Below are 19,690 nucleotides of genomic sequence, written 5' to 3' on the forward strand. Positions count from 1 at the left end.
TTTGGTTTCAGGCATGGGTGAGGAGGATGGGGATGCCGGACGGATCACGGACGAGATGGCCGCCGGGAACCGGTTCGGCCTCGATCCCTTCGCCGGCCAAGGCGCGGAGGGCATGATGACATGAATCGGCATCCGGATATCGGATCGTGTAATGTTTCAGGCCGAAACTGTTTTCGGGAGGCTGCTTGGCGCCCTTCCCCATCCAAAGGTTAAAACCGATGTGATGATGATACCCTCCCGCGGAAACGAACTGTCCTTGAAACATGGCCTTCATTTGCGGCGAAAATTGGATTTCAAACCCTAAAATCCCGGCATAAAAATGTTCCGCCGCTTCCAGATCGGCGACATGCAGGTGGATATGGCCCATCTTCGTCCCTTCGGGCATCCCTGTCCACGGGGTGCCCTTTCCTGCCGACAAAACGCTTTTCACATCCAAGGGCAAAGTCGCCGACAGAATATAGCCTTCTTCATCCCGCTGCCACGTATCGCGGGGGCGGTCGGCATAGATTTCAATCCCGTTCCCGTCCGGATCCGACAAATAAATCGCCTCGCTGAAAAGATGGTCGGAGGCCCCGGTCAGCGGATATCCGGCGGCCAGCAGATGGGCCAGGGCGGCGCCCAAATGATTCCTCCCGGGCAAGAGGAGGGCGAAATGGTAAAGACCGGTCGTGCGCGGCGGTTTTTTCTCGCCGTTTTTCAATTCCTCCAAATAGAGCAGCGGGTCTTTCCCGTCGGCGGAAAGGACGGCGGTGTTCCCTTCCCGCCGGATCGTCCGCAATCCGATGATTTTTTCATAAAAGGGGATGGAGACGCCGAAATCTTTGACTTTCAGACAAACGGGACCTAAATGCACGCGCGGATCAATCGCCATGAAAATCGTTCTTCCTTTCCTTAGATTGGGCGCTAAAGTTACTTTTCGTAAGTAATTATAATTTTTAAATTAACAAAGGTCAAAAGACATGCACCAAAAAATTTCGTTCCGCGGGAAGCCGCAATTTACGCACGGTTCCTCCCCATCATTGCAAAAAACAAATTCGTTCCGCAGGGAGGGGATTGATCCGGTTCGGGGACAATGGGGGCCTGCGGAAGGCCGGAAAAACTCCGGTGAAATGGAAACGCTTCCTTTGGAAAAATGTATGAAATCAGGATCAAAAGCGTTGAAAAGGATTTTGGTTAAGCGTTAAAATGTTTACCAAGCGAAAATTTTGCCCGTTGCTCCAACGAAAACGGAAGATTGGAAGATTTTACGGGAAAGATGCATCGATGGGTTGCAGAGAGGGAGAGGACGAATGCCGGATAATGTATTGGCCGCTTTCGGACTGACTCTGTTTGCCGGATTGTCCACCGGGATCGGAAGCGTGCTCGCTTTTTTTACGAAAACGACGAACACGAAGTTTTTATCGTTTTCCCTCGGTTTTTCCGCCGGTGTGATGATTTACGTCTCGATGATCGAGATCTTTTTTAAGGCGCAGGAGTCTTTGGTGGAAGCCGTCGGGACGGTGGAAGGCAGCTGGCTTACGGTTTTGGGCTTTTTCGGGGGAATGGTTTTGATCGCGCTGATCGACCGGTTTATTCCGACCCAGCGGAATCCCCATGAGATTAAAAAGGTGGAAGAAATGGATGCCGGTCCCGCCCAAAATGCCGAACTTCTGAAAATGGGGCTTTTCGCCGCCCTCGCCATCGGGATTCACAATTTTCCGGAAGGCATCGCCACCTTCGCCTCTTCTTTGCAGGATCCCAGGCTGGGAATCATGATTGCCGTTGCCGTGGCGATCCATAATATTCCCGAGGGAATTGCCGTCTCCGTTCCCGTTTATTACTCCACGGGCGACCGGAAAAAGGCGTTTAAGCTCTCCTTTTTTTCCGGTTTGGCGGAACCTGTGGGCGCCCTATGCGCTTACCTGATTTTCATGCCCTTTTTGAACGGGATATTTTTCGGCATTCTCTTTGCCGCCGTCGCGGGGATCATGGTATTCATTTCCCTCGACGAACTGCTGCCGGCGGCGAAAAAATACGATGAGGCCCATATATCGATTTATGGATTGATGGGCGGGATGGCGGTCATGGCCGTCAGTCTGCTCCTGTTTATATAACCTGCGTATCGACGGAATCGTTTGGAATTCCATTCGCCGTCAGTCTGCTTTTGTTTATCTAACCCCCAGGCCGGCGCTTTGATCGGCGGAAGGGCGGCCTGGCCTTATTCGGACACCGGCATTTCGCTTTGGGCGCGGGTTCAGGCCGCCTTGCCCTTGCCCGGATGAAAACTTCGGTGTTCCGGTGAAAAAAACGGGAAGGGAAGCTGCCGTTTTGGCGCTTCCCTTCTTAATTTTTGACTTCCGCCTTTTTCTTCAGCGCTGCGGTTTTCCCGCCGTATGGACGAAGGACGGGAGCGAAACGCGCCGGAGGGGCGCCGCGGCCGGGCGGAACGGTCTTCCGCAGCCTTTGCTGAAGCCGAAAGAGGCGGGATGCAAGATCCGGCCGGAGCCGTTCGCCAAAGGGCGGGGCTTGCCGTCATTCATTGGATAACCGGAACTTCTCCAGCAGCCGGAAAAACAGGCTGATCAAAATGGCGATGATCGTCGCCAGACCCATCCCCTTCAATGCCACCGAGCCGATATGGATCGTCGCGCCGCTGATCCCGATGGCCAGGACGATGCAAGTTAAAATTAAATTTTGCGAGCGGCTGTAGTCCACCTTCGATTCGACGAGCATCCGGATCCCGCTCACGCCGATGATGCCGAAGAGGAGCAAGGATATGCCGCCCATCACCGGCTGGGGAATGCTCGAGATCAAAGCGGCGAGTTTTCCGAAGAAGGACAGGAAGATGGCGATGACCGCCGCGCCGCCGATCACCCAGGTGGAATACACGCGGGTGATCGCCAGCACCCCGATATTTTCCCCGTATGTCGTGTTCGGCGTCGAGCCGACAAAGCTGGACAGGATCGTGGACAATCCGTTCCCCAAGAGGGAGCGGTCCAGGCCGGGATCCTTCGCCAGATCCTTCTTGACGATATTCCCTGTGACCAGCAGGTGGCCGATGTGTTCAGGGATGAGAACGAGGGCCGCCGGCAGGATGACCAGGATGTCGGACCAATGGAATTTCATCCGGTAAAATTCCGGCAGGGAAAACCAAGGCGCTTCCTTGACGCTGGACAGGTCGACCATTCCGAATGCCGCCGCGATCACATACCCGCTGACGATTCCGATCAGTATGGGGATGATCTTAAGAAACCCGCGCAATGTGACCCAGCATACGATCGTGATGCCGAGGGTCAGCAAGGATACGGCCACCGTCTCGAAATCCGGGGTCCAGCCGGCCGGGGCATCACCCGGTTTGATTAATCCGGCCATTTGGGCGGCCACCGGCACAAGCTCGAGGCCGATAACCGCGACGATCGCCCCCATGGCGGCCGGGGGAAAAATCACATCCAGCCAGGCGGTGCCTGCGATTTTGATAATCAACGAGATCAGGACGAGGACGACGCCGACGGCCAAAAACCCGCCCAACGCGTAGCTGTATCCCTCCCCGCCGCTGTAGTTCCCCAGCACGACGAACACGGGGGAAATAAAGGCGAAGCTCGATCCGAGATAGGCGGGGATCTTTCCTTTCGTGATGAAGATGTAGAGCAGCGTGCCGATTCCGTTCATCAGCAAAATCGTCGCCGGATCCACCTGAAAGAGGATGGGAACCAGCACCGTCGAACCGAACATGGCAAACAGGTGCTGCAAACTTAAAGGAAGGCTTTTCCAGAATGGAAGGCGTTCGTGAACTTGAATTTCTCTTTCCACTTGCAATCTCCCCTCTCCATTTTTCAAGTCTTCCCTTTAAAAACAGCTCGGAAGAGACCGGGGGACGGCACAAAAAAACACCCTGCCTGTTTCAGGCAAGGTGTTTGCCGCTTGTGAAGTGCGCAAACGCCCCTCTACATGCATTTGCCATGTATGATCTCTTACCTTGCCAGCCTCACAGGACTGTTTTTAAAGGTAGAATGTTCACTTTTCTTAGTCATTATGGCAACTATTTTTTCATTTGTCAATAAATTTTTTCGCCGAGCTTTTTGCGATGCTGGCGATTTTGGGGTTTACGACGCCAAATTTCCTTGCTTGATATACGGATTTCCGTAAAGCGGTCCTTTTGATCGGATTAAATCCAACAGTTTCTCCTGCTTCCCAAAAAAGGCATGAGCCACCCGTTATCCACAATTCGCATTAGTGGATTTTTTCCTTTCCAACTTATCCACTTGTGGATATTGGTTTGCGCCGCCTTAACAAGGCTTCGGATGCGATCGCCCTGCTTTTCTTTAACCCGGCCGATCGCCATCGCCAGCATGACGCAAAGAGCAAGCCCGGAGCGCACCTTCATTTTTTTCATGCCTCGGATCGTATAGATCACAAATCCGAACGATACGTCCAGTCGGCTGTTTACCCGTTCCGCCGCGGTTTTTGGCATAAATCCGTTCCCATTTGTAACCAGCCCGGTCCATGGGTGTAAAGATCCGCCGATCTTCGGGAAGGGATATCCGTATCCCGCTGGCAATGGGGCATGTCGCATGTTCCGCACAGGTGGGCGGGACATAATTTTTTGAGCGTATTCCGGGCTTTTTCAAAGCCTCCGCATACCTTTTCTCTTCCCGTTCCCGTTTTTCGGACATTGGCAATGGACATTGCCTTTGTAATTGTAGGTGGGGTTCCTTTAATTGGCGGGTGCTTTCCCCGTCTTCCAAGAATTCCGAATGTCAATAACCGGTTTGATGCCGTACCGGTCCCCAACACTTTTCGATCAGCTTGGTATCGTCGCATCCCCGGTCTGCGCTCAATGTCTCTGCTTTGGCGAACCATTCCGATTGCCGTTCCTCTGTTCCAATAAAAGTGTGTTTTGACCGCCGGTAAGCTGGGTAGGATTGACAAATCTGGTCTTTTATTCATATTTACATTTCTCGCTTACTTTCATGTCGTTGAAGGCAACCTGTCCATCCGATTCGCACTGATTCCGAAAAAAGGAGACCGATCGGTGGGCGTTGCCCGGCAATACTCGGGAACCCTCGGGAAAATTGGTAATTGCCAGGTGGTTGTCATCAGCCAATTCGTCACCTCGCAGGGGAAAAGCTGTCCAGTCTGTTGATGCCAATTGAACGAAAAAACTGCGATCAAATGGCCGCAGCGATTCCGGGGTGCCATCCCCAGCGATTCCTCAACCTGCTCGTTGATCAGAAGCTATTTGAATTTTATAAATAGAAGATCACAAATCACTAATCGGTTCCTAGGTTTATAATCAAATGGAGTTTTTTTAATAATTGTGACGGATTTTGTAGAAAAATAGGAAAAATTATATTTATATTAATATTTACATATTTAGAAAATAAAGGTAAAATAATTCCATCAGAGATTGGGCGTTAGAAAAATAAGGCCGTAGCTAGTTTTTCCCTGTCGAAGGGAAATAGTGCCAGTGTTTCTTTTCGGGCAGTTGCAACCACGGATTCTGGTGAAAATCAATCCTATTACATTAGATGGAAGGGAAATTCCTCAAAAGCTAGTGCTGACTTAAAAATAACAGATGAATGATATTAAAACGAACACAATAGAAGGGAATTTTTCCTTCCATTGTGTTCGTTTTCTAATTCCATTGAAGAAAGGAGACGAGTAACCGTTAGCCGTTACTCGATGTGAGCGATGAACGGATTTCCCACATTCTATATTAAAGCCATGATAAAAAACCCTATCTTTTTTATTTATCTTTCATTTGTTTTATTTTTCGTATATTTTATAAAAGATTCTTTGCAAATTACCATTTTTCGGTTCGTTACGCTCTTTTTTCATGGTTACATTTGTTCCAATTTATTTCTTTTGATTTCCGCGGCGTGGGTGATTTCCAAGCAGTATGAAACGTTTGTTTTCTTAGAACGAGATGTGTTGAAAAAACAATGGAAGTTGCTTTTTTCTGCTTTCATTATCAGTTCTGTCGTCGCCCTGTTGCCGATGGCAGCCATGGTCACTTTTAAAAACCCGCTGACGGATGGGGCTTTTCTATGGAAAGGCCTGGTCCATTTCTTCATATTATGGACAATCTCGAACATGCTGGCGGCCACGATCGGGACGACCATTGGAATTTTAGTGCGACACAGGGCATCCATCTTACTTTCTTTACTTTTATATGGTTTCTTTTTGTGGAAATCGATGAATATGTCCTTTACCTATCAGGAGAAACTCCTAAATATTTTCGACGATCATATGCAAGCCATGACCAATACAATGTCCGGCACGATCTTTAACCTGAATTATTTTTTGGACAAATTGTTCTTGATTTTATTGATGTTATTCTTGTTATTGATCACTTATAGCGTTTATCGTAAGGAAAAAACGGCATATATCCTGTTGGCGGTTCTGGCCCTGCTGGCCATGGAGGGGGTCGCCATTTCCGGTGAAAAAAACGTGCAAAAAATCCAGAAGTATCCCGCTGCGGAGTTCGCACATGTCCCTTATGCCGTTCAAACCTATAAAATGGACCTGGCTTTGACGAATAGGTTGGAAAATACGGCGGAGTTAGAAATGTCTTTTTCTGCCGCCGGCGACAATATCAAGTTGCTGCTGGACGATTGTTTCACAATCGATTCGGTGAAAGTGAACGATTCCCTCGTAAAGTTTACCCATAAAAATAATGTTTTGACCATATCTGCTACATATCGGCCAAACGAGACGAAAAAGGTCGTCGTTTCCTATGGGGGCGATGTCCAAATCGAAGACGAATTGGGTGTGCCGATTTATTATGTGACGAGCGATGCCGTCAATCTCCCCGGATGGCTCTTTGCGTGGTATCCCACCGTGCCCGAACCAAAACCTTCCTATTATGATGTTCACTTGGACGCTTCAACAAAGATTTATTCCAATTTGGGAATATTCACCGGCGAAACCGAGCGGGAAGGGGAAACGTCGAGTTTAAGCCTGTTTGCCGGACAATATCAAACGCTGAAGGAGAATGGGCTGACTTACATTCTTCCAATAAATTACAATTTGGAAAATTTTCAATCAAGACTTGATCTTCTTATACAAGAAAAGACAAAAGAAAAACATCGGACATTAACAACATCGGATATTCAATTCTTACAGGACAGGGCATACAAAACGGTGATCGTCGGAAGTTGGCCCTATAATGCAAAAGACGGAGATATTCAGTTGGTCGGAAATACGCTCTTCTTCAACTATATGGAGTAAAGGGGTTTAATGGAGATGGGGAACCGATTATCAATTGAAAACGTGTCCTTTTCATATGGAAAAAATACGGTGCTGGATAATATTTCGTTTACCTGTCGGGACGGGATCACCGCCCTATTGGGAAATAACGGAGCGGGAAAAACCACATTAATGAATATTTTAACGGGATTGAATAAACCTTCGCACGGAAGAGTCATGTTGAACGGCATCGATTTATTAAAAACAAAGCCTTACCCCATCGATCAGGTCGGCTATTTGCCGCAAAACTTCGATATGTATGGCAATGTTACCGGATATGATCTTCTGTCCTATGTTTTTGATTTAAAAAAAATAAAAAAGAACAAAAAAGAAACGATCGATGAAGTCGTCGAACGATTCCACTTGACGTCCGTCATCAACAAAAGAATCGGAAAGTATTCGGGAGGCTATAAAAGAAGATTGGGCATCGCCCAGGCTGTCATCGGGAAACCGACCTTACTGATCATCGACGAACCAACAGCCGGCCTGGATCCGGAGGAGAGGGCGCAATTTAGGAAGTATCTGTCCGAGATCAGCAAAGATTCCATTACACTGATATCTACCCACATCATTGAAGATGTCGAATTGTACAGCCAACAGATCGTCATATTAAAAGATCATTCCATTGCCTTTAACGGCTCAGTCGCAGAAATGATCGCCGAAAGTATCACGAATATACGAACGCTTGAAACGGATTTCGCGACATTGATGGACTTGCGGAAAAAGGTGACCATCATTGAAGAGAAACGGCTGGGCACCGATCGTTACAGGATCCGGTTTATCAAGGATAAACAGGACGTCGCCGGCAGTTATCAAGAAAAGGAGATTTCGTTGGAAAATGCGTACATCTATTTTCAAAACCGATAACGTCTTTTTCAAGCATTACTTTAAAATCTATGATATTCGCGGGTTCAAATTGAAAATAACCGCTGCGCTCCTTTTGCTCCTGTTCGTTTATTCTGTTTTTTTTCCCGCTCCATCCAACTATCTCCTATCCCTAAGGGCGAAATACCGTCTATTTAGTGTCGATCGTTTGTATGATTATACCGTGCCGCTTTTGGCGGCCTTGATGACCGCTTTTGCGTTTTTTAATGATTATAAGAATCAGACCTACCGGTTTCTGGGTTACTATCATCCGGGCCCCTTCAACCGTCCAATGGTTTACCGTTGGGCGATCATTGTTTTCCTCTTTTGCATCGGCTCGTTTGTTTCAGCGGGATTCTATTACCGCAATGTTTCTTTTTTCGGCCTGACTGGCTTTTTCTTGAGCGTGCGTTTTCTCCCGAATATTGTTTTTCTTTCCGCGCTCATGTTGTGCGTCACCGCTTTAACGAAGAACAGCTATGCCGGTCTTTTCGTGACGCTCGTCTATTATATCCTTGATCTGTTTTCGCAGGGAAGATTTTTCAAACTCTTTTCCATGGGGGCGAATGCGGCGAATTTTTATTATGCCATCTCGCCGGAATACTATCTTTTCAATCGTTTATTGCTTTGTTTGGCCGCCGGATGTTTCTTAGGCCTTGCTTGTTATCAACGCCGTTGAGGTGGCCGGCATCCGGATGGCCGCGGATGTGGGTGCGCCCATGCCGCTTCAAGATAAGTGCCCGCGGTGTTTCTAACCCGGCCGTTTCATGTTCCGTTAAAAAAGCATCCGCCGCGCTCCTCGCAGGACCCGGAACGGGACGCCGAGCGCAGGCGGATGCGGTATGTGGGTCACATGATGAAACGCCGGGTATCGAATGGCTCGCCGCGTTTCATTCAAGCGCGTTGTTCAAACAGCTTGATGATTTCGATGATGACGTTCGTCGCTTTGATCATGTTGTCGACGGAAATGTATTCGTACTTGCCGTGGAAGTTTTCGCCGCCGGTAAAGATGTTCGGCGTCGGCAGGCCCATGTAGGACAACTGCGAGCCGTCCGTACCGCCGCGGATCGGGGAAATGATCGGTTCGATCCCCAGATTTTTCATCGCCTGTTGCGCGATGTCGACGATTTCTTTGACCGGTTCGATTTTTTCCCGCATGTTGTAATATTGGTCTTTCATGTCCAAAAGGATGTTGTCCCGGCCGTATGTTTCCCGCAATCTTTCCACGATGGAAGACAAGGTCTTCTTTTTGTTTTCAAATTCCTGCCGGTCGAAGTCGCGAATGATATAGTACAGTTCGGTCTTTTCCACATTCCCTTGGAAGGAAAGCAGATGGTAGAATCCTTCATATCCATCCGTATATTCCGGCGCCTGTTTTTCCGGAAGCATGCGGTGCAATTCCATGGCGATCTTCATGGAGTTGACCATCTTTCCCTTCGCCGTGCCAGGGTGGATGTTGTTTCCTTTGATCGTGATTTTGGCGCTGGCCGCGTTGAAGCTTTCGTACTGCAATTCGCCGATGCGGCCGCCGTCCATCGTATAGGCGTATTTGGCGTTGAATTTTTTCACGTCAAATTTGTGCGGCCCCCTGCCGATTTCTTCATCGGGGGTGAAAGCGACCCGGACTTTCCCGTGCTTGATTTCCGGATGCCGCAGCAGGTAGTTCATCGCCGTCATGATCTCCGCGACGCCGGCCTTATCATCGGCGCCGAGCAAAGTCGTCCCGTCCGTCGTAATTAACGTGTGGCCGACATAAAGATTTAGGGAAGGGAATTCTTTCGGCGAAAGGACGATATTTTCTTCCCGGTTCAAAAGGATGTCCTTGCCGTCGTAATTTTCGATGATCTGCGGTTTCACGTTTTTTCCGGTGAAATCGGGGGCCGTGTCCACATGGGCCAAAAAACCGATCGTCGGCACGTCCTTATCCGTGTTGGCCGGCAAGGTGGCGAACACATATCCGTTTTCATCGATCGTTACTTCTTCCATGCCGATTTCTTTTAATTCATCGACAAGTTTGTTCAACAGCACCAGCTGGCCGGGTGTGGAAGGGCAGGTGGCGCTGTCCTCGTTGGATTGGGTGTCGATTTGGACATAGGATGTGAAACGACGGATCAATTCTTCTTTCATTCCCGTTTTCAACTCCTTTTTGCAGAACTTTCGAAACTTGCCATCAGATAAAAATATCATATCACAAATGGAAGGCGCTGAAGAGGAAAAATTGCCCGGGCGGCGTTTCCCGTTTCGGTCATGATTTCGGACAAACCGCAGCGGATGTTGGACACCGAAAAGGATGATGGACATTTTTCGTCCGGTGACGGACGTTTTTTTCGTGATGATCGATATTTTTTCTTTTATGTCGGACAAATTTTTTCCATGTTGAACAAAAATTTTCCAATGTTGGACCGATCGTTGAAAATGTCGGACAGTCCCATGCGATGTTGGACGATTTTTTTCAGATATGGACCGATCCGGTTGAAATGTTGGACCGTCCGTCCCGAAAGCCAAAAGGAATGTCGAACGTTTTACCCAATATGTTGAACAAACGGTATCGTTGTTTGAACATTGTGCAAAAAATGCAGAACATTTCCGGTCACGAAGAAAAAATGGCGGACATTCCGGATCGGAAATACAGAATGTCGGATATTCCTCCTATGTTGAACGAAAAACTTTCCATGTCGGTCCATGACCGTCCGGCCGGAAATGCCGGAGCCCCTGACTCGCGCCTCAGTCTCTGCACATACCGGGAAAAGATGGAGTTGAACCAGTCGCTTCTTCCCCGAAATCCCCATAAAACTTGGAAGGTTGGGACCCGTCGCGTCTTACCGGCAATCCCTCCGGGATCCTGTTAAAAAACGGTTCTGACGATCGGATGAGGCGCCGATGATCCCGGGAATTTTTGCGTCGCCCTTCGGTCAGAGACAATAATGGAAATTTTCCGCGGATTCGGGTAAAATTAAAAGCATATCGCCGCCAGGGGAAACATCCGTTCGATGAACGGAACCGAGAAGGCAAATCCATGGGAAGGAACGGGATTTATTCCGTAAAGTTTTGCCCGGATGTTTCATCGGATCCAAGAGGTTGATCTTCCTCATGGGATTTCCATTCCGCAAGGTTTTGCCAGTAAGGAGGAATAGGCGGTATGATCCGCAGGTTTTTTTCATATTATAAGCCCCATAAAAAACTGTTTCTCCTCGATTTTTCCAGCGCGGTCGTCGTCGCCGTCTTGGAACTGGCCTTTCCGGTTGCCGTCCAATGGTTTGTCGACGATCTTCTCCCGGAAGGGAACTGGGGAAAAATCGTTTCCGTCGGCGCGGGGCTGCTGGCGTTGTATCTCATCAACACCGTGCTGCAATATATCGTCACCTACTACGGCCATATGCTCGGCGTCAACATCGAAACGAACTTGCGCCAGCAATTGTTTGAACAGGTGCAAAGGCAATCCTTCCGGTTCTTTGACAATACGAAGACGGGGCACATCATGAGCCGGATTACCAACGATTTGTTCGATATCGGCGAATTGGCCCACCACGGCCCGGAAGATTTTTTCATCTCGGTGATGACCTTTTTGGGCGCCTTTGCCATCATGCTTTCCGTCAATCCCCGAATGACCTTGGTTACCGTCCTGATCGTCCCGCTGTTGATTTGGCTGATTTGGATTTGCAATATCAAGATGAACCGGGCCTGGAGTGAGATGTACCAAAAGATTGCCGACGTCAACGCGAGGGTGGAGGACAGCGTCCAGGGGGCCCGCGTCGTTCAGTCGTTTACCAATGAAGATTACGAGATTGCGAGGTTCAAAACCGACAACCAAAGGTTCCGGCGGGCGAAATTGCAAGCCTATCACGTGATGGCCTATACGAATTCGGGCATCTATTTCATGATGAGGATATCCACCCTCGCCGTCCTCATTTACGGGGCGTGGCAATGTTATCAGGGACAGCTCACCTACGGGGAACTGGTCGCCTTCCTGCTGTATGTCAATATTTTGTTCAAGCCCATCGACAAGATCAGCTCCCTGATGGAATTGTACCCGAAGGGGATGGCCGGCTTTAAGCGATTCCTCCAGATCATGGACCGGGAACCGGATGTCAAGGACCGGGAGGGCGCCGTCAACGTCGACCGTCTCCGCGGCGAGATCCGGTTTTCCAATGTTTCTTTCCGCTACGAAAAGGATAAGCAGGTGTTGGAAAACATCAATCTCCATATCCGCGCCGGGGAAACGGTGGCCTTCGTCGGTCCGTCGGGCGCGGGGAAAACGACGATCTGTTCCCTGATCCCCCGGTTTTACGATGTGGATGAGGGTTCCATCACCATCGACGGGATCGATGTCCGGGACATGACGAAAAAATCGTTGCGGAAACAAATCGGCATCGTCCAACAGGACGTATTTTTGTTTACGGGAACGATCAGGGAAAATATCGCTTACGGAAAGCTGGACGCCACCGAAGCGGAGATCCGGGAAGCGGCGAGGAAAGCCCGTTTGGACCAGTTTGTCGAGTCGCTTCCGGACGGCTATGAAACGCAGGTGGGAGAAAGGGGATTGAAGCTGTCCGGCGGGCAAAAACAGCGGATCGCCATCGCCCGGATGTTTTTGAAAAATCCGCCCATCCTGATTTTGGATGAGGCCACTTCCGCCCTCGATTCGGAGACGGAACGGATGATCCAGGACGCCTTGGAGGAGCTGTCGGAAAACCGGACGACGTTGGTGATCGCCCACCGGTTCGCCACCATCCGGAACGCCGACCGCATCGTCGTTGTAACGGAAAAGGGGATCGCGGAGGAAGGCACCCTGGAAGAGCTGTTGGAGAAAGACGGCCTGTTTGCCCGGATGTACCGCGCCCAATTCCATCCCTTTGAACCGGCTGCCCGCTAGGAGCAAAAACAAGAAAAGAAGACGGAAGGCTCGCCCCGCAGGGGGAAGCTTCCTTCCGTCTTTTATGATTCATCCGTTATTCATTCAGGCTCAGGAGCAAAAATAAGACGGAAGGGCTCGCCCGCAGGGGGGCCCTTCCGTCTTTTATGATTCGCCCATTATTCATTCAAGGCCAAGGAGCAAAAAATAAGACGGAAGGGATCGCCCCGCAAAGGGGATCTCCCCTCCGTCTTTTTATTATTCGTCCACCTTTAATTCGGCCAGATTCCGGTCGTTGTATACCCCCGTGTCCAATGCTTTTGTCACGCGGCTTGTTAACAGGCCGGACACCATGCTGCCGCTGACGTTTAATGCGGTCCTGCCCATGTCGATCAGCGGTTCGACGGAAATCAGCAGGCCGACGATGGCGATCGGCAGGTTCAAAACGGAAAGGACGATCAGGGAGGCGAAGGTGGCCCCGCCGCCGACGCCGGCCACGCCGAAGGAGCTGATCATGACGACCGCGATGACGGTCAGGATAAAGCCGAGATCATGGGGATTAATCCCCACGGAGGGAGCGACCATCACCGCCAGCATGGCCGGATAGATCCCCGCGCACCCGTTTTGCCCGATCGACAGGCTGAAGGGTCCGGCAAAATTGGCGATCGATTCGGGAACGCCCAGCTGTTCCGTTTGCGTTTTTAAGTTTAACGGCAAGGTTCCCGCGCTGGAGCGGGAGGTAAAGGCGAAGGTCAAGGCGGGCATCGCCTTCCGCACGTAGATGAACGGATTCAACTTCGCCAAGCCGATGAGCAGCAGATGGACGGCAAACATGAGGATCAGCGCCACATAGGAAGCGACGACGAATGTCCCCAGTTTAACGATGGCGTCGAAGTCGCTGGTTGCCGTCACCTTTGCCATCAGGGCCAACACGCCGTAGGGCGTCAGGCGGAGAATCAACGTCACGATGCGCATGATGACGGCGAAGAGGGCATCGATGATCTTCGCGAACAATTCCGCTTGTTCCGGCTGTTTTCTCTTCACCCCGAGATAGGCGATTCCGATGAATGCGGCGAAAATGACGACGGCGATCGTCGAGGTCGGGCGGGTGCCGGCGAGATCCGCGAAGGGATTCGCAGGCAAAAATTCCACGATCTGGCCCGGAAGCGTCATATCTTGGATGGACCCCATCTTTTCGCTCAATTCCGCGTTCCTGGCCGCCTCCGCTTTCCCTTCGGTCAATTGGATGCCCTCCAGCTGGAAACCGAGGGCGGAAAAGACTCCGATGGCGGCGGCGATGGCCGTCGTTCCCAAAAGGATGCCGATGACGAGGAAGCTGATTTTCCCCAGGTTTTTGGTCGCGCGCAATTTCGTAAAGGCGCCGACGATCGAGATGAAGACGAGGGGCATGACGATCATTTGCAGCAGTTTCACGTAGCCGGCGCCCACGATGTTATACCAATCGATCGTCGTTAGCGTCACTTTTGAGCCGGTGCCGTACAGGGCGTGGATCATGAGCCCCAGCAATATCCCCAGTCCGAGGCCGGTGAAGACCCGCTTGGAAAAGGAGACATGCCTTTTTTGCTGCCAAAACAAAATGCCGATGAGTGCCAATAAAATAAGAATGTTAACGATGACGAGAAGCGTGTCCATTCTTTTCCTCCTTCATTCAAATGATGAGCTTACTGCATGCAAATTATACTATAATACGGAAAATCCGATAGATAAAGTAAGAAATACGGGGAAAGACGAAGAAAAAGAATTTTGACAACTCCCCGCTCCAAAAACGGCCCCCTCTCTTCCCCCTGGCCTCTTCCGCCCCTGTAAACGCTTTAACCGTTAACGGAATAAAGGTAATTTCGGGAAATATCCAAATAAACCGCGAAAAGGAAAAAATGAAATATTTCATAAAATTACATATTGATATAATAATTAAATAGTGAAATAATATCATATATATGCAACCAGACAAGGTGGGATGCGCATGGAAAGGAAACCGATACTGCGAGTGGAAGGCCTGCAAACGTCATTTTTTACCGATGACGGCGAGATCCCGGCCGTCGACAACATCAGTTTTCAAGTCTATCCCGGGGAAATTTTGGGCATTGTCGGCGAGTCGGGATGCGGAAAAAGCGTGACCTCCCTGTCCATCATGGGGCTTTTGCCCGCGCCCCAAGGCAAAATCAAAGCGGGGAGCATTTTCCTCGGCGATGAGGATCTGGTCAAGGCATCGGAAAAAAGGATGCGGGAAATCCGCGGCAATGAAATCGCGATGATCTTTCAGGAGCCGATGACCTCTCTAAATCCCCTGTTTAAAATCGGAAATCAGCTCATGGAAGCTTTGCGGGTACATAAAAAGGTTTCCAAAGAAGAGGCCTTCCAAAGATCCGTGGAAATGCTGCGGCTGGTCGGGCTTCCCCGGGCGGAAGAACTGATGAACGCCTATCCCCACGAACTTTCCGGCGGGATGCGGCAGCGGGTGATGATCGCCATGGCGCTCATCTGCGGCCCGAAGGTTTTGATCGCCGATGAACCGACCACCGCATTGGATGTAACGATACAGGCCCAGATTTTGCATTTGATGAAAAGGCTGAACGAAAAATTGCATACGGCCATCTTGCTGATCACCCATGATCTTGGGGTCGTCGCCCAGGTTTGCCAACGGGTGATCGTCATGTATGCGGGGAAGATTGTCGAGGAGGGCGACGTCCAAACCATCTTTCAAAATCCGAAACACCCGTATACAAAAGGGCTGCTGCAATCCATTCCGGATATACGGACGAAAAAAGAAAGGCTGTTTTCCATTCCCGGAAACGTTCCGAAACCGGGTTCGATCCGGCAAGGCTGCCGTTTCTACACCAGATGCATGTTCCGTGAAGAACGGTGCAGGCTGGAAGATCCTCCCTATTATGAATTAGAAAATCAGCACCGTTCCCGCTGCTGGCTGCACGAAAAGGAAGGGAAGACCGCAGATGACACCGTTGTTGCAAGTTCGTAACCTGAAAAAGGAATTTCCGATAAAAAAAGGCATATTTTCAAGAACGGTAGGATCCGTAAAAGCGGTAAACGACATTTCATTTTCCGTGAATGAGGGAGAAACCTTTGCCCTGGTCGGCGAATCCGGATGCGGCAAATCGACCACCGGCAAGCTTCTGCTCCGTCTGATCGAGCCCCAGGGCGGGGAGGTGCTCTTTCAAAACGAGAATATCCTGACCTTCTCCAAAGAAAAAATGAGAAAGGCCCGCCGCCATATGCAGATGGTGTTCCAAGACCCGTTTGCATCCTTGAATCCGCGGCAAACGGTGGAACGGATTTTGGAAGAGCCGCTTATCGTCCATAACATCGGGACCGCGAAGGAAAGGAAACAAAAGGTCTATGAAATGCTGGAAATCGTCGGCCTGCAAAAGGAGCACGGGAAACGCTACCCCCACCAATTCAGCGGCGGGCAGCGGCAGCGGATCGGCATCGCCCGCGCCCTCATGACCAATCCGAAGCTCATCGTGGCCGACGAACCGGTTTCCGCCCTGGACGTGTCCATCCAGTCGCAAATTTTGAATCTGTTAAAAGATTTGCAGAAACAATTTCAATTGACCTATATATTCATCTCCCATGACCTGGGCGTCGTCCGCCACATCAGCGACCGGGTCGGCGTCATGTACCTGGGGCATATGGTGGAAATGGCGGACAGCGAAAAGCTGTATGCGGAACCCCTTCATCCGTATACGAAGGCGCTCCTGGACGCCGTTCCGATCGCCGATCCGAATGTGGAGCGGGAAGTGATCACCATCAAAGGGGAGCTCCCGAGCCCCGCCAACCCGCCTTCCGGGTGCGTCTTCCACACCCGTTGCGCCCAGTGCATGGAGATTTGCAAAAAAGCGAAGCCCGAATGGAAGGAAGTCAAGCCCGGGCATTATGTCGCCTGCCATCTTTATTCCTGACATGAATTTCGGGTTCAATTGAGAAATTCATATAAATATCAACAGTAAAGGGGGATTTGTATGAAAAGAAAGAAGCATGTTGTCCTATTCATCGCACTAATGCTGGTATTTTCCTCGTTTCTTGCAGCATGCGGCAAAAAAGAATCGGGAGGGGGACAAGAAGAGGAGAAGCCGACGGAATTGGTGTTCGGCCGCGGCGGGGATTCCACTTCCCTCGATCCGGCGGAAACCACCGAAGGGGAAGCCTTTAAAGTTACGGAGAACATTTACGAAAAGCTCATCAATTTCAAAGAACAGAGCACGGAATTGGAACCCGGCCTGGCGACGGATTGGGAGGTTTCCGATGACGGCCTGACCTACACCTTCCAACTGCGTCAAGGGGTGAAATTCCACGACGGAACGGATTTTAACGCTGAAGCGGTGGTGTTCAACTTTAACCGCTGGATAGAAGGAAACCAAGGAAAAAGCGGCGACGAAATTCCTTTCCCCTACTTCCAATCCCAATTCGGCGACAACATTGAATCGGTGACGGCGACGGGAGAATATGAAGTCCAATTCAAATTGAAACGGCCGCAAGCGGTATTTTTGAAAAACCTGGCCATGTCGCCCTTTGCCATCGCCAGCCCGGCTGCGATTCAAAAGTACGGGGATAAATTCAACGAAAACCCTGTGGGGACCGGGCCTTACAAATTCGTGGAATGGAAGCGGAACGACCGGATTGTCCTCGAAAAATTTGATGATTATTGGGATTCCGGATATCCGAAAATCGACCGGATCATCTTCCGTTGCATCCCCGATAACTCGGCCCGTTTGAACGCGCTGAAGACCGGGGAAGTGGATTTGATCGACGGCGTCAATTACACCGACGTCAAACAAATTGAATCGGACAGCAATCTGCAGCTGATCCCCCGTCCCTCGTTGAACGTCGCATACGTCGGTTTGACGGTGACGAGGGGGCCGCTGAAAAATCAAAAGGTCCGCCAGGCGTTGAACCACGCCGTCGACAAAGAAGCGATCATCCAATCCTTCTACGAAGGGTATGCGGAACCCGCGAAGAACCCGATGCCGCCGGTCGTCGCCGGCTATAACGACGAGATCCAAGACTATGAATTTGACCTGGAAAAAGCGAAACAGCTCCTCGCCGAAGCCGGCTATCCGAACGGCTTTGAAATCAAACTGTGGGCGATGCCGGTGCCCCGGCCGTATATGCCGGACGGACGGAAAGTCGCCGAAGCGATCAAGTCCAATTGGGAAAAGATCGGCGTGAAGACGGAGATCGTGTCGATGGAGTGGGGAACCTATCTGGAAAAACTGGCGGCAGGGGAAGCGGACGCCTTCATGCTCGGCTGGACCGGGGATAACGGAGACGCCGACAACTTCCTGTATGTCCTCTTGGATAAGGACAACGTCGGCACGAACAACTATACCTATTACTCCAACGACGAACTGCATGAGATTTTGATCCAGGCCCAAACCGAATCCGATGAAAACAAACGGAACGAATTGTATAAGAAAGCCCAGGAAATCATCAAAGAAGACGCGCCTTGGATCCCGCTCGTTCACTCCGAGCCGCTGCTTACGGCAAGAAAGGATTTGGTCAATTTCAAACCCCATCCGACCGGTTCCGACCGTTTGCACATGGTGGAATTCAGCAAATAACGGATGGCGGTTGAAGGAGAGGCAAAGGAGAAAAGCGGACGGAAAAGGGAGAATTCGATCTCTCCCTTTTCTGCTTCCATATGCCGATCAATAACAAGGCGGGAACGTCTCAACGAAAGAAGGAAGGGAAACGCATGTACGCATACATTATTCGGCGCCTTCTCATGTTAATTCCCGTATTGTTCGGTTTGACCCTCATCGTCTTTTTCATGATACGCGCCATTCCCGGCGATCCGGCCCAAATCATTTTGGGCCAGGCGGCGACGGAAGAATCGATCGAGGCGCTGAACAAGAAACTGGGATTGGACAAGCCCTGGTATGTCCAATACGTTAACTATTTGAACGACCTTTTGCACGGGGACCTCGGCGATTCCATCCGCACCAATTCCCCGATCTCCGAGCAAATTTGGCCCTATTTGGCGGCCACCTTCGAACTGTCGGTGGTGGCCATGCTCATCGCCGTCTTTATCGGGGTGAACGCGGGAATAATCAGCGCCTGGTACCAAAATTCCTGGTTCGATTACATCGTCATGCTCCTCGCTCTGATCGGGGTTTCCATGCCGATCTTTTGGCTCGGCTTGATGGAACAATGGGTTTTTGCCGTCCAGCTGGACTGGCTGCCGACGGGCGGCCGGGAGAATGTCCGTGATCCCATCGAACCGATTACCCATTTGTACCTTTTGGATTCGCTCCTGCAGGGGGATATGGCCAAATTTTCGGATGTTTTGCAGCATTTGATCCTTCCCGCGGCGGCGCTGGCCACCATCCCGATGGCGATCATCGCCCGGATCACCCGGTCGAGCATGCTGGAAGTCATGCGGACCGATTATGTAAGGACGGCAAGGGCAAAGGGATTGCGCATGTTTTGGGTCGTCTATAAACATTCCTTGAAAAATGCCATCATCCCGATCCTTACCGTCATCGGGCTGCAATTCGGCCTGCTGTTGGGAGGGGCGATCCTGACGGAAACGATTTTCAGCTGGCCGGGAATCGGCAGATACATCTACGATGCGATCAACTATCGGGACTACCCGGTCATTCAATCGGGAATCTTGATCATCGCGCTGTTCTTTGTCCTGATCAATTTGATTACGGATATTTTGTATGCGGTCATCGACCCCCGCATCAAGTACCGGTGATCTTCGGACTG

14 protein-coding genes and 1 pseudogene are annotated in these 19,690 nt (G+C 50.5%); 10 read left to right on the plus strand and 5 right to left on the minus strand.

Annotated elements, in window-relative coordinates; genetic code table 11:
• Positions 1 to 7: 7 nt before the first annotated feature.
• The gene (locus A3EQ_RS0106595; RefSeq protein WP_020154392.1) at positions 8 to 871 is read right to left on the minus strand and encodes a VOC family protein; all 864 of its coding nucleotides are present in this window, start codon (positions 869 to 871) and stop codon (positions 8 to 10) included.
• Between the two features lie 418 nt (positions 872 to 1,289).
• On the opposite strand from A3EQ_RS0106595, the gene zupT reads away from it, so the two are divergent.
• A complete protein-coding gene (gene zupT / locus A3EQ_RS0106605; protein WP_020154394.1) occupies positions 1,290 to 2,093 on the plus strand; it encodes a zinc transporter ZupT in 804 nt (267 codons plus the stop codon).
• Between the two features lie 418 nt (positions 2,094 to 2,511).
• Here the strand turns inward: zupT and uraA are convergent, their stop codons facing one another.
• Both uraA and A3EQ_RS22775 read right to left on the minus strand, forming a co-directional pair.
• A complete protein-coding gene (gene uraA, locus A3EQ_RS0106615; RefSeq protein WP_020154397.1) occupies positions 2,512 to 3,789 on the minus strand; it encodes a uracil permease in 1,278 nt (425 codons plus the stop codon).
• Positions 3,790 to 4,144: 355 nt separating this feature from the next.
• Positions 4,145 to 4,450, minus strand: coding sequence for a hypothetical protein (locus A3EQ_RS22775; RefSeq protein ID WP_020154398.1), 306 nt, complete (start codon positions 4,448 to 4,450; stop codon positions 4,145 to 4,147).
• A gap of 537 nt (positions 4,451 to 4,987) precedes the next feature.
• Here A3EQ_RS22775 and A3EQ_RS22450 point away from each other — a divergent pair.
• From A3EQ_RS22450 to A3EQ_RS0106640, 4 genes and pseudogenes are all read left to right on the plus strand, one after another.
• Positions 4,988 to 5,116: pseudogene (locus A3EQ_RS22450) on the plus strand (transposase); the annotation flags it as partial.
• A 554-nt stretch (positions 5,117 to 5,670) separates the two neighbouring features.
• A complete protein-coding gene (locus A3EQ_RS0106630) occupies positions 5,671 to 7,209 on the plus strand; it encodes a M1 aminopeptidase family protein (RefSeq protein ID WP_020154400.1) in 1,539 nt (512 codons plus the stop codon).
• A gap of 69 nt (positions 7,210 to 7,278) precedes the next feature.
• Positions 7,279 to 8,094 carry an ABC transporter ATP-binding protein gene (locus tag A3EQ_RS0106635; protein WP_211212059.1) on the plus strand — a complete coding sequence of 272 codons (816 nt, stop codon included), beginning with the start codon at positions 7,279 to 7,281 and terminating at the stop codon, positions 8,092 to 8,094.
• Positions 8,066 to 8,770, plus strand: coding sequence for a hypothetical protein (locus A3EQ_RS0106640; protein ID WP_120667365.1), 705 nt, complete (start codon positions 8,066 to 8,068; stop codon positions 8,768 to 8,770). Before A3EQ_RS0106635 ends, A3EQ_RS0106640 begins: the two co-directional genes overlap by 29 nt.
• Positions 8,771 to 8,985: 215 nt before the next feature.
• Here A3EQ_RS0106640 and pepT read toward each other — a convergent pair whose 3' ends face one another.
• Positions 8,986 to 10,218 (minus strand): peptidase T, encoded by a 1,233-nt coding sequence (gene pepT / locus A3EQ_RS0106645; RefSeq protein WP_026499797.1) that lies wholly within the window; start codon positions 10,216 to 10,218, stop codon positions 8,986 to 8,988.
• A 1,012-nt stretch (positions 10,219 to 11,230) separates the two neighbouring features.
• Between pepT and A3EQ_RS0106660 the strand changes: the two genes are divergently transcribed.
• On the plus strand, positions 11,231 to 12,964 hold the full coding sequence (locus A3EQ_RS0106660; RefSeq protein WP_020154406.1) for an ABC transporter ATP-binding protein: 1,734 nt from the start codon (positions 11,231 to 11,233) through the stop codon (positions 12,962 to 12,964).
• A gap of 237 nt (positions 12,965 to 13,201) precedes the next feature.
• Here A3EQ_RS0106660 and A3EQ_RS0106665 read toward each other — a convergent pair whose 3' ends face one another.
• On the minus strand, positions 13,202 to 14,596 hold the full coding sequence (locus tag A3EQ_RS0106665; RefSeq protein ID WP_020154407.1) for an L-cystine transporter: 1,395 nt from the start codon (positions 14,594 to 14,596) through the stop codon (positions 13,202 to 13,204).
• A gap of 331 nt (positions 14,597 to 14,927) precedes the next feature.
• On the opposite strand from A3EQ_RS0106665, the gene A3EQ_RS0106675 reads away from it, so the two are divergent.
• The 4 genes from A3EQ_RS0106675 (at position 14,928) to A3EQ_RS0106690 (ending at position 19,679) form a co-directional block, all read left to right on the plus strand.
• Positions 14,928 to 15,941 (plus strand): ABC transporter ATP-binding protein, encoded by a 1,014-nt coding sequence (locus tag A3EQ_RS0106675; RefSeq protein WP_020154409.1) that lies wholly within the window; start codon positions 14,928 to 14,930, stop codon positions 15,939 to 15,941.
• The gene (locus tag A3EQ_RS0106680) at positions 15,916 to 16,881 is read left to right on the plus strand and encodes an ABC transporter ATP-binding protein (protein WP_020154410.1); all 966 of its coding nucleotides are present in this window, start codon (positions 15,916 to 15,918) and stop codon (positions 16,879 to 16,881) included. The genes A3EQ_RS0106675 and A3EQ_RS0106680 overlap by 26 nt, the downstream gene beginning before the upstream one ends.
• A 60-nt stretch (positions 16,882 to 16,941) precedes the next feature.
• Complete coding sequence (locus tag A3EQ_RS0106685; RefSeq protein ID WP_020154411.1) at positions 16,942 to 18,540, plus strand: ABC transporter substrate-binding protein; 1,599 nt, start codon at positions 16,942 to 16,944, stop codon at positions 18,538 to 18,540.
• A 134-nt stretch (positions 18,541 to 18,674) separates the two neighbouring features.
• Positions 18,675 to 19,679, plus strand: coding sequence for an ABC transporter permease (locus A3EQ_RS0106690; RefSeq protein ID WP_026499798.1), 1,005 nt, complete (start codon positions 18,675 to 18,677; stop codon positions 19,677 to 19,679).
• Positions 19,680 to 19,690 lie beyond the last annotated feature (11 nt).

Source organism: Caldibacillus debilis DSM 16016 (genome assembly GCF_000383875.1).
Classification (GTDB): Bacteria; Bacillota; Bacilli; order Bacillales; family Caldibacillaceae; genus Caldibacillus; species Caldibacillus debilis.